Consider the following 12,070-nt stretch of genomic DNA (forward strand, 5'->3'; position numbering starts at 1 on the left):
ATTTAGCTTTTGCCATTTTAATTTTTCCTCCATTATTTCTTTAGTTTTTAAATTTTTTTAAGATTTTTATTGTTATTTTAAATTTTTATTATTTTCCTTGTCTTTCATCAATTACTTGTTGAGCAATGTTTTTTGGAACTTCTACATATTTTTCAAATTCCATTGAGTAAGATGCTCTTCCTTGTGTTTTCGATCTCAAGTCAGTTGCATAACCGAACATTTGTGATAAAGGTACCTCTGCATTAATAATTTTTGCATTATTTCTGTCAGTCATTCCTGAAACTTGTCCACGTCTTGAGTTCAAATCTCCAATTACGTCTCCCATGTATTCTTCTGGAGTAGTAACTTCTACTTTGAAGATTGGTTCCAATAATACTGGATTAGCGGCTCTAAGTCCTTTTTTAACTGCCATTGAACCTGCTATTTTAAATGCCATTTCTGATGAATCGACTTCATGGTAAGATCCATCATACAATGTAACTTTTATATCTTGAACAGGGTATCCTGCGACAACTCCTGCTTCTAACGCTTCTTGAATTCCTTTATCTACTGCTGGAATATATTCTCTTGGAATAGCTCCTCCAGTAATTTCATTAATAAATTCGTAACCTTTTCCGTGATTAGCTTCAACTTTCATCTTAACATGTCCATATTGTCCACGTCCTCCAGATTGTTTTGCATATTTTTCTTCAATATCTGCTAATCCATTGATTGTTTCTCTATAAGCAACTTGTGGTTTACCAACATTTGCTTCCACTTTGAATTCACGTTTCATTCTATCTACGATGATTTCCAAGTGTAACTCTCCCATTCCTGCAATAAGTGTTTGTCCAGTTTCTTGGTTAGTTGATACTTTAAATGTTGGATCTTCTTCTGCAAGTTTTGAAAGAGCTGTTCCCATTTTTTCCTGATCGGCTTTAGTTTTTGGCTCTACCGCAATTTGGATAACTGTATCAGGGAATTCCATTTTTTCAAGGATAATTGGAGCATTTTCAGCACACAATGTATCTCCTGTTGTAGTATCTTTTAGTCCAACTGCCGCAGCTATATCTCCAGAGTAAACTACATCAAGTTCTTCTCTTTTGTTAGCGTGCATTTGAAGCAATCTTCCCATTCTTTCTTTTTTACCTTTTGTTGAGTTTAATACATAAGATCCTTTTTCTAGTACTCCTGAATAAACTCTAAAGAATGATAATCTTCCAACAAATGGATCTGTAATGATTTTAGACACCAATGCTGAGAATGGAGCATCGTCTCCCATTTCTCTTTCAATAGGTTCTTCAGTTTTAGGATCAGTTCCTTTAATTTTTCCACCGTTAATGTCTAATGGTGATGGCATGTAGGCAACTACTGCATCAAGTAATGGTTGAATCCCTTTATTTTTGAATGCTGTTCCGCACAATACAGGTACAACAGTTCCTTCAATTGTAGCAGCTCTTAATGCTTTTTTGATTTCTTCTTCAGAGATTTCTTCTCCTCCAAAATATTTTTCCATCAATTCATCATCAGTTTCAACTACAGATTCAATCATGTGTTCTCTTGCTGCTTGAGCATCGTCTAATAACTCTGCCCTAATATCAACAACTTCATAATCTGCTCCCATAGTTTCATCTTTAAATAGGTATTCTTTCATTGTTACCAAGTCGATAATTCCTTCAAAATTATCTTCTGCACCAATTGGTAATTGGATTGGTACACCATTTCCACCTAATTTTTCTTTGATGTCGTTTACACACATGTTAAAGTCTGCTCCGACTCTATCCATTTTGTTAAAGAAAGCCATTCTTGGTACGTTATATTTGTCAGCTTGTCTCCAAACTGTTTCTGATTGAGGTTGCACTCCGTCAACTGCTGAGAACACTGCAACTGCTCCATCCAATACTCTTAATGATCTTTCTACCTCAACTGTAAAGTCAACGTGGCCTGGTGTATCTATTATGTTAATTCTATGTCCATTCCAGAATGCTGTTGTTGCAGCTGATGTAATTGTGATTCCTCTTTCTTGTTCTTGTTCCATATAATCCATCGTAGCAGCTCCTTCATGAACTTCTCCGATTTTATGGTTTACACCTGTATAAAACAAAATTCTTTCAGTAGTAGTTGTTTTTCCGGCGTCTATATGTGCCATGATACCAATGTTTCTAGTATCTTTCAAAGCAACTTTTCTTGCCATTTAAATTTTCCTCCTTATTTTTGTAAGCTACTTCTTATTTAAGAAGTATATTTGAAATTTGAAACAATATTTTTATAAATCCAGTTCTGAAAAAATGAATTTTGTAAAAATATAACCATTTTTGAATACTTAATAATTTTCTTCAGGCAAATAAGATTACCATTTGTAATGTGCGAACGCTCTGTTTGCTTCAGCCATTTTATATGTATCTTCTTTTTTCTTAATTGATCCACCTTCATTGTTGGCAGCTGCAATTAATTCTTTTTTAAGTTTAGCAACCATTCCGTATTCTTTTCTTTCTCTTGTATATCTAACTAACCATCTAATTGCTAATGTTTGCTGTCTTTCTTTTCTTACTTCAACTGGTACTTGGTAAGTTGCTCCTCCGATTCTTCTAGATCTTACTTCTAATTGAGGTCTTACATTTTCCATTGCTCTTCTGAAAACTTCAATTCCTTCTTCTTGAGTTTCTTCAGTTATTTGTTGCAATGCTGTATAAAAAATATTTTCAGCTAATGATTTTTTCCCATCTTTCATTAATCCATTAATGAATTTAGTTACTACTTTATCGTTAAATTGAGAATCTGGTAATACATCTCTTCTTTCCGCTCTTCTTCTTCTTGACACTTAATTGTCCTCCTTACTTTTTTAAAATTTAATTACCCTTTTTTAGCTCCGTATCTTGATCTACCTTGTTTTCTGTTTACAACTCCTGCTGTATCCAATGCTCCTCTGATTATTTTATATCTAACCCCCGGCAAATCTTTTGTTCTTCCTCCTCTTAAAAGAACGATACTATGTTCTTGTAAGTTGTGTCCGATTCCTGGAATATAAGCAGTAACTTCGATTCCATTTACTAATTTAACCCTTGCTACCTTTCTTAAGGCTGAGTTAGGTTTTTTAGGTGTAGTTGTATATACTCTTACACAAACCCCTCTTTTTTGTGGATTACCTTTCAATGCAGGTGATTTTTTCTTTTTCTCAGTTGTACTTCTACCAAATCTTACTAATTGATTAATAGTAGGCATCTGTTTTCCTCCTCTCAAATTTCTTTGACTTATATATTTATTCTCGCGTTATATTTCAAAACTAAAACTTTTTATAAAGCTCATTTCTTCAATCTACATTTGATAAAGCTGCATTTGACAAAGTTTTTAATTTTTTGCTTTTCTTGCAAATCACTTTATCAAACATAACTGCATACTTATTTTAAGTATGTCGATTTACTCTAAAATTCACTTCAAAACATATTATTTTACAAATAATATATTTTTTCAAAATTTAGTTATGAGTTCTAACCTAACTATTTTATACTATAAAAGCCCTTTTGTCAAGGGCTATAAAAGATTTTTTATTCAATAATTTTTCAAAGAAGTTTTTATTTTAAAAAATATTTTAAATTTTCTTCCTGAATTTCCCATTTTCCATTCTGGCTTGTTCCTTCATACTTTAAAATATTCTTTTGCTTAAATTTTTTCATGTAATATTTTACTTTATTTACTGTCCAGTTTAGATTATCAGCTATCTGTTTTTGAGACATTTCAGGATTATTTATTATTGTGTTTATTATAGTTTTATCTGTTTCTGTAAGATTTTTTATATCTAATTTTTCTTTTTTGGAAATATCTTGGGTAGTGTTGATTCTATTTTGGGTACTACCTTGGGTACTTTGGGTAGTATTATAGTTTTTTCTGTAAATATTAACTCTAAAATCATTTTCAAAAATGATAAATTCAGGCTCTTGCAATCCATATTCCCTTATTTCATTCATAATTCTAGGAATACCGCTTCCCCATTTCTCAATAATATTTACATAAGCAAAAACTGAGGCGATTGCACGGTTACGAAGTTTGGAATACCCCTCTTTCATTCTTTTTACATTTACCCCTGAAAGCAGCATTCCTGGTGAAGTAATTTCTAACCTGTTATCATAAAGTGCAACTTGAATATCGTTTGGCTCAAGATAGCTTCGATGAATTACAGCATTTGCAATTACCTCTCTTATTGATTTAGGCGGGATTTCATATTTATCAACTCTGTAAATTCCAACAATATCTGAACCCAAATTTATTTTTTCAAGCACATATTGGTATGCTTTTTCCAGTTGCATAATAATTGAGCCTTCAAATTCTTTCTTATCAACAAATATGCTTCTAGTTTCTCCTTTAAACACACCACATTGTATCTTTCGTGAAACTTCCCAATTTCCCTTACCAGATAATAAAATATAGGCATTTGTCGGAAAAATTCTGCCATTTTTTTCTTCCAGAACTTTCCAGCTTAACAAAGTATTTCTAGTAATTTTTCTTATTTCTGTATCATTTTCAGAATTTTTCCTTGCCAATTTCTCAAGCCATTCACAAAACTTTTCAATTTCTTCATCGCTAACACTTTCTCCATGGCAAACTTGCTGATCAAAATATTTATTTTCCCCTTCTAAAACTAATTCCTTCAAAACATAATCTTCTTCGATAATTCTAGTTGTAGCGCCACTTCTAATATAAGTTCCTTTCTGCATGCCTTTTGACTTTAAATAATAGGGTTTTTTCTTACCTCCTTCAATTTCCACAAGGATAACTGTCTTATTTTCAAGCGTATGCAAACTTATATCTGGCATAATCATTGGATAGCAGCTATCTGAAATCGCATTAATTATTCCATCCATAACTTCAAACTCATTTTCAACTCCAACAATTTCTTTATTATCTTTTACTCCAAAAACTATTTTTCCACCATTTCCATTTGCGAATGCTACAACTGTTTTTATATAGGTATTAGTTTTAGCATTTTCCTTAAATTCAGTCTTTTCGCTTTCCCCTTTCAATATTTCCTCAATTAACATCTGAAGTCCCTCCTTTAATTTTTTATTTTTGTTCTATTATACAATATAAATTTATCCTTTTCAATTAAAAAAAATAAAGCACCTATCAAAATTTCTTCAAAGCACTTTATTTAAAATTTTAAATTATTTTTCTCTTAAATATTTTTCAATACCATTTACCATTCCCATTACCATTTTTTCCTGATATTCTGGTGTTGACATTTTTCTGTCTTCTTCCGGATTTGACATAAATCCAAATTCAATTAAGGTATTTGTAACTTTTGACCAGTTTGTTCCTGTCAAGTCATCTCTATATGAAACTCCACGATTTTTAGCTCCTGTTGCCTTTACATATTCTGATAATATGTCACGTGAGAATTTGTCGCTTGATTTTTGAACACTTTTTGTGTACGGATTTTTTGATGAAGACGTTAGTACCGAAGCCCCTTGTGTTGAGGAATTATTAATTCCGTCAGCATGAAGTCTTATGTATAATGAGCATCCTGCGTTATTTGTTTTAATCGCACGTTCTTTATTACTAATGTTGACATCATGTGTCTCTCGTACCATAAACACTTTATACCCTTTATTTTGCAACGCATCTCTTAATTTTAGTCCAACTTCAAGTGTAAGTTGGTATTCATATTTTTTGGTTGCCACTCCTCTTGTTCCAGATGATACTTTGGGCTTTTTCTTAGTCGAACCAGGCCCAATTTCTTCAAGTCCTGAGTTTCCCTTAAGCTGATGCCCTGGATCGATACAAATTAGTTCATTATTATTTCTCGATGTACTATTAGTTTCAGCTTTTACTGGAACAACTACAGCTGAACTTATCGCCAGCATTGATATTACCTTTTTTATTATATTAATCATTCCTTCTACCATATTTTCCTCCTAAATTTTTTTTCATTTCAAGTCTATCACATAATTTTATAATTAGCAATTATATTTTAATTAATTTTTTTAAAAATATACTTGTTTTTTTGCAAAATCAGGCTATTATATTAGTAGAATAATTTTAAAAATTTTTATATGATAAATAAATGAATATTTAAAATTATAGGAGGTTTTTATTATGATTTCTTTTATTTTGGCGATTATCGCACTTATTTCAGGTTATGCATTTTACAGCAAGTTTGTAGAAAAAGTTTTCGGAATAGAACCTGACAGAATGCCACCTTCAATCGAATATTACGATGGTGTCGACTATGTGGAAGTTAGCACTCCAAAAGCATTTTTGATTCAGTTTCTGAATATTGCTGGAACAGGTCCAATCTTTGGAGCTATTGCAGGAGCTTTATGGGGTCCAGCCGCATTTTTATGGATTGTCTTTGGATGCATATTTGGAGGAGCTGTTCATGATTTCTTGATTGGTATGCTTTCACTTAGGGATAAGGGAAGCAGTATTGGTGAACTTGTGGGACAAAATTTAGGTGTCGTAATGCAGCAGATTATGAGAGTTTTCTCAATTGTTTTACTTCTTTTAGTTGGAGTAGTGTTTATAAAATCACCTGCTGATATTCTTCACAATTTGATTCCAGGTGTGAGTGCCATGACTTTTACAATCATTATCATCGCTTACTACATTTTGGCTACAATCCTTCCACTTGATAAAATTATTGCCAAAATTTATCCAATATTTGGTTTTGCATTGCTGTTTATGGCGATTGGTATTGGAGGAATGTTAATTTATGGACAATTTACAGGTGCTTTTGCAATTCCTGAAATTACTGAAATTTTTAAAGGAAATCCACATCCTAAAGGAGTATCAATGTTCCCTTACTTATTTATCTCAATTGCCTGCGGTGCTGTAAGCGGTTTCCATGCTACTCAGTCTCCAATGGTTGCACGTTGTATAAAAAATGAGACTGAAGGAAGAAAAGTATTTTATGGTGCAATGATTGCAGAAGGTATTGTTGCATTAGTTTGGGCTGCCGCTGCAATGACAGTATTTGGTGGAATTAAAGAACTTGCTGCCGCTGGAACTCCTGCTGTTGTTGTAAATAAGGCATCTGTTCAATTGCTTGGTGTATTTGGGGCATTTCTAGCTGTGCTTGGTGTTGTTGCCTGCCCAATTACGTCAGGAGATACTGCCTTTAGAGGCTCAAGATTAATTATTGCTGATATTTTCAAAATTAAACAAGCTCCAATAAAAAATAGATTTTTAATTGCAATACCTTTATTTATTGTTGGTATTTACTTAACAACTATTGATTTTAACATTATCTGGAGATACTTCGCATGGGCAAATCAAACTTTGGCGGCAGTTTCGTTATGGACTGCGACAGTATGGCTTGTTAAAAAGGAAAAACCTTTCTTATTCGCATTAATTCCTTCAATGTTTATGACAATGGTTGTTACAACTTACATAATAATCGCTCCAGAAGGATTTGTAAGGTTTTTCAAGAATGTGCCTGTTCACACTATTGAATTTTATGGTATTTTAATTGCAAGCATAGTTACAATCATCTGTACAGCATTGTTATTTAACTATAAACATCATTTGCATGGAAAATCTCATCACGCTGGACATTTACATGTTGCAAAATAAAATAATTAAATAAACAAAAAAATACAGTCAAACAAGGTTTTATTCAGAATTCTTTGCTTGACTGTTTTATTTATTTTATTTTTCTCTTTATTTTTTAAATTTTTTCATATATAATATCCCTAAAAATAAATTATTTAGGAGAAAAAATGTTAAACTTTATACAAAATATTGATATTTTTATTATTAAACAATTTTACAATTTTCAGCACAGCTTAAATTCTAAGCTACTAAGCAGTATACTAATATTTTTTACTAACTTAGGAAATCACGGATTAGTATGGATTGCAATAACATTATTTCTGCTTTCTAGCAAAAAATATCGAAAAATCGGATATTTAGCCATAATTTCATTGATTATAAATGCAATTATTGTAAATGTCATTTTGAAAAACCTTACACATAGAGCAAGACCCTTTACAGAAATATCTGACATTATTCTTTTAGTCAAAGCCCCAAAGGATTTTTCTTTTCCTTCAGGACATACCTCAGCATCTTTTACAATGGTATATATTTTTTACAAACATTTAAAAAAATACTTTCCAGCTGTGCTGATAACAAGCATTCTTATTGCCTTTTCAAGATTATACTTAACTGTACATTTTCCAAGTGATGTTTTGGCTGGATTGCTTATTGGACTATTTGCAGGATTTTTGGGGGAGAAAATTTTTAATAAGAAAAATAATTTGATGAAAAGTTAGGATTTCCTAGCTTTTTTTGTATAAAAATTTATTTTTCATAATTAATACTCTGAACATTTTATAATCAGTTGCAGTATAAAAATTATAATTCCAAATATCATCCAGAAATTTGACTTTTTTCTTTCATAAGTTTCTTCCTTTATATTTCTGCCTTTAGAATTTTTTTCTATAAAATATATCAAATCGTTATCGTATTCAATTTCATAATTTTTTTCTGAAATTTTATCACCCGTATATTCCCCCATTTCTTCCAGAAAATCCTGTGCATTTCTTATTGCTTCTCTCCCAAGTTCAATCAATCCTGTTTCATTTAATACTTTAAATGCCCATTCCTTTGATTTGTTCCCATTTTCCTGTCTATTATTGTAATATATCATATCACTAATTGCAGGGGCATATTTCATATTAGCGGCTTTTTCATATAGCGTGTGTGTTTCCTCCTCACTTTTTCCAAATTCCTTACTGCATTCATAAAGTATCCCAAGTTTATAAATAGATTTTACATCTCCCATTTCCTGCCCAATTTTATACCATTTTTCAGCTTCTTTCTCATTTTCTTCAACTATATCAAAATATTTCCCCAGTTCATAAGCTGCCTCTTCCACTCCTAAAGAATAAGCCTTTTCATACATATCTTTGGCTTTTTCTCCATTGCCTGCAACATAATATGATTTTGCAAGCGACAAATATCCTCTTTCATTATATTGTGCGGCTTCAAGAAACAATTTTTGAGCATTTCCCTTATCTCTCTTTTCCAAAAGTTCATTTCCCTGATTAATCAGTTCCACGTATTTTCTATCTTTTTCATTTCCGAGCATAAATTCAATATTCTTGATTATTTTAGAATTCAATCCCATAATTTGCTTTTGATTTAACAATTTTTCCTGCCATTCTAGTATTTTTTCTCTTTTATTCTGTTTAAAGTAAATTCTTACAAGATTGTATATTAATTCAGCATTTTTTGTATCAGCGATTTTTAAATAAATACTTTCCGCTTCTTCATAATTCTTCTTTTCTTCAGCAATTTTTCCTAGCCTAATTATTGAATTAATTTCCCCATTTTCCGCACCTGCCACATACCAGCCTTTTGCAATTTCATAATTTCCCGATTCTTCTTCAATCAGACCTATGTAATACATAGCCTCCTTTATTCCTGAATTATATGCCAAATTTAATGCGTTTACAGCACTTTGGTTATCTTTCTCGCAATAATAGTAATACTTTCCAAGCTCGTAATTTGCTCTTTGACTAAATTTCAAGGATTCAGCTATTCTATCCCTTGCTTCTCCAAAAAATCCTGACATTATAAATATATTCGCTGTTCTAATATTTTCTTGGTATTCCTCGCTTTCTTTTTTATCATATTCTATAAAATCTTTTCCGTAATCTTCTGTAACAATATCATCCAACGAAACTATCTTCACGCCAAATTTATCTATATTCGCTTTTTCTCCATTTTGCTTAGGCACACTTTCCAAAGAAATTCTATTTTCATCATAAGCACTTTCGCTAAAACTCGCTATTTCTTCAGCTTCATATTTTTCAATTTCACGAACTTCTCTTTTTCTTTTTTCCCTCTCCTGCATTTCTCTCGAAAAGTCATCAAATTCATCCATTTTTTTACGATTTCTAAAATTCATTATTATCAAAATTACAATTCCAATAACTACGATTAATACCGATATTAATATTTCCATATTTTCTCTTTTCTCCTGTACTCGCTGTTATATTTACGATTTTATCCATTATCTTAAACATTATCAATTCAGAATCTATTTTTATCATTCAATGTAAACGCTCATTATTTTTTATTATTTTCTTCCAAAATCTTTTATTTTCAAAAAAACAAAAACTATGACAGCACAAAAAATAAAAAACACCTCAAGATTACCAGCGTTATTATTGCTATCAATACAATCCTGTCTTTCCTTAGCGTCAACAATACTTTCACAACTTCTCTGATTTGAACTTCCTGAATGAGATCCGTGACTTCTCCAAAAAGATGATGAATTTTCTTGTTCGTCGTCACTTGATTTTTTAGATTTTCCATTTCCTTCTCCATCTGAATGACCGCTCGAATGCTCTCCGCCACTATGTTCTCCACTGTGATGCCCACCACTATAATGATGGCTTCCTCCACTTCCATGAGAATGGCTATGTCCTCCACCGTGAAAATGTCCACCGCCACCTCTTCTTACTAATTTTTCCATTTTAATCTCCTTTTTTATTCGCTAATTTTCCTAATTCATTTGAAACTTCCAGTTCCTTCACATCATATTTCTTCATATTTTCATACTCATAAGATTGATTAATTCCATTCATAAATACATCTCTATCCTTAATATCACCTGTCAAATTCTCCTTCAAAAGAAATTTCAATTCCAAATCATTAACTACACTTCTTTTCATCGCCGATAAATAATCATTTCTACTGATATTTTGCCAATTCACACACATTCCAAGACTTCTTATCAACATCTGATCCAGCCAAATCCTAGTCGTTCTTCCATTTCCCTCATAAAACGGATGCATTATATTCATCTCAACATATTTCTCAATTATTTCCTCAAAATTATTTTCAGGCATTTTAGAAACTGTCTTTAAATTATCTTCAAGATACATCGCACGACAAAATACAGTATCGCCTTTCCGAATATCATGTTCCCGTATTTTTCCTGCAGTTCCATAACATTCCTGAAACAAATACCGATGTATTTCCTTCAATCCTTCAAAAGTTCCCACTTGAATACTTTTTAATATTCCATTATCAAATAACTCTTTTGCCCGTTTTTTACTCAAAAATTCTTCATCATCTTGTGAAACTAGCCTTTTTAAGATTTTGTCACTTTCGTTTTCCCAGTTGTCTTTATTATTTGCCATTTACTTTTCCTGCTTTCATAAAATTATTTCCATTTTTGAAAAACCATTGAATTATATAATGCCTCAAATAAAGGAAGTTTTACTACCGCTGTTGCCCTTTCAGAAAAAATTATTTCATCTTCTCTTGTTTTTATTTCTAATATTCCTCCAAAATTTCTAGAAACTTTTATTGACTGTAGTCTATTCCACGGATAAATTGCACCATCCACAAGTAATCCTTCTTTTTTTATTATCAACTTATTATTTGGATTTTCAAAAACTTTATGAGCTTCATTTTGAAGTCTGTCAAGAGGCACAACTTTATCTCTCATAGCTCGATAAACTCTATCTCTACGCTTTCCAAGAAAATCTCTTTTACGGTAGTCAGCTTTTATATCTTCTTCTGAACGTACGCCAAAAACTTCTTCCCCACCTGAATCTATAATTTCTTTGGAAACAGGGATTCTGTCAAGCAGATGATTTTTTAGAAGGCTTTGTATAGTTTGTGATGGAAAAGCTATTTCAGATATTGTTCTCCAGTAATTCTTATTATTTCTATAAGCCAGGAAATCCCCTGAATATGTTGTTATTATAAAATATTCCAAAGATTTATAATCTATATCTTCATTTTCAACATTTGTAACAAAAGTATTTTCCTTCAATTCCACAGTTCTTATCCCATTAAACAATATCGTCATCAATATCGAAAAACAGCAAAATACCGAAACTATCACACCAAGCATCGCCACTTGAAAAAAAGGCATCAAAATCCCAGAAATTCCACCAATAATAACCCATTTTATTAAATTTCTATACGTAACTGTACTAAATTTTATAAACACTTTCTGATTGTCTGAAATATCTACACAGTTTACTATTTTTTCTTCTTTCCTCCCTGATTCTGACTGCTCTCTCATTCTTTCCGTTTCTACGTAGCTTTTTTCATTTTGCATAATTTTTATCCTCCT

The 12,070-nt window shown here is 31.6% G+C and carries 11 protein-coding genes; 2 read left to right on the top strand and 9 right to left on the bottom strand.

The genetic code is table 11. The features are described from left to right. Positions 1–88 precede the first annotated feature (88 nt). The 5 genes from fusA to HMPREF1552_RS07685 all read right to left on the bottom strand — a co-directional run bounded on the left by fusA (position 89) and on the right by HMPREF1552_RS07685 (position 5,855). Positions 89–2,173, bottom strand: coding sequence for an elongation factor G (gene fusA, locus HMPREF1552_RS07665; protein ID WP_021744578.1), 2,085 nt, complete (start codon positions 2,171–2,173; stop codon positions 89–91). A gap of 156 nt (positions 2,174–2,329) precedes the next feature. After that, positions 2,330–2,800, bottom strand: a complete 471-nt coding sequence (rpsG, locus tag HMPREF1552_RS07670) for a 30S ribosomal protein S7 (protein WP_021744579.1) — start codon at positions 2,798–2,800, stop codon at positions 2,330–2,332. A gap of 32 nt (positions 2,801–2,832) precedes the next feature. Beyond that, positions 2,833–3,201, bottom strand: a complete 369-nt coding sequence (gene rpsL / locus HMPREF1552_RS07675) for a 30S ribosomal protein S12 (protein ID WP_006806098.1) — start codon at positions 3,199–3,201, stop codon at positions 2,833–2,835. Between the two features lie 350 nt (positions 3,202–3,551). Next, entirely contained in the window at positions 3,552–5,015 is a 1,464-nt protein-coding gene (locus tag HMPREF1552_RS07680) for an RNA-binding domain-containing protein (RefSeq protein ID WP_021744581.1), read from the bottom strand. A 123-nt stretch (positions 5,016–5,138) separates the two neighbouring features. Beyond that, positions 5,139–5,855 (bottom strand): N-acetylmuramoyl-L-alanine amidase, encoded by a 717-nt coding sequence (locus HMPREF1552_RS07685; protein WP_039901423.1) that lies wholly within the window; start codon positions 5,853–5,855, stop codon positions 5,139–5,141. A gap of 214 nt (positions 5,856–6,069) precedes the next feature. On the opposite strand from HMPREF1552_RS07685, the gene HMPREF1552_RS07690 reads away from it, so the two are divergent. Then, the gene (locus HMPREF1552_RS07690; protein WP_021744583.1) at positions 6,070–7,545 is read left to right on the top strand and encodes a carbon starvation protein A; all 1,476 of its coding nucleotides are present in this window, start codon (positions 6,070–6,072) and stop codon (positions 7,543–7,545) included. Between the two features lie 146 nt (positions 7,546–7,691). Then, entirely contained in the window at positions 7,692–8,243 is a 552-nt protein-coding gene (locus HMPREF1552_RS07695) for a phosphatase PAP2 family protein (protein WP_021744584.1), read from the top strand. A 41-nt stretch (positions 8,244–8,284) separates the two neighbouring features. Here the strand turns inward: HMPREF1552_RS07695 and HMPREF1552_RS07700 are convergent, their stop codons facing one another. The 4 genes from HMPREF1552_RS07700 to HMPREF1552_RS07715 all read right to left on the bottom strand — a co-directional run bounded on the left by HMPREF1552_RS07700 (position 8,285) and on the right by HMPREF1552_RS07715 (position 12,055). Then, a complete protein-coding gene (locus HMPREF1552_RS07700; protein ID WP_039901415.1) occupies positions 8,285–9,940 on the bottom strand; it encodes a hypothetical protein in 1,656 nt (551 codons plus the stop codon). 114 nt (positions 9,941–10,054) lie between these two features. Beyond that, complete coding sequence (locus tag HMPREF1552_RS07705; RefSeq protein ID WP_021744587.1) at positions 10,055–10,453, bottom strand: hypothetical protein; 399 nt, start codon at positions 10,451–10,453, stop codon at positions 10,055–10,057. A 1-nt stretch (position 10,454) separates the two neighbouring features. After that, positions 10,455–11,123, bottom strand: a complete 669-nt coding sequence (gene fic / locus HMPREF1552_RS07710) for a protein adenylyltransferase Fic (RefSeq protein ID WP_021744588.1) — start codon at positions 11,121–11,123, stop codon at positions 10,455–10,457. A 23-nt stretch (positions 11,124–11,146) separates the two neighbouring features. Beyond that, a complete protein-coding gene (locus tag HMPREF1552_RS07715) occupies positions 11,147–12,055 on the bottom strand; it encodes a hypothetical protein (protein ID WP_021744589.1) in 909 nt (302 codons plus the stop codon). Positions 12,056–12,070: the final 15 nt, after the last annotated feature.

This window comes from Leptotrichia sp. oral taxon 879 str. F0557, assembly GCF_000469385.1.
Taxonomy (GTDB): domain Bacteria; phylum Fusobacteriota; class Fusobacteriia; order Fusobacteriales; family Leptotrichiaceae; genus Leptotrichia; species Leptotrichia mesophila.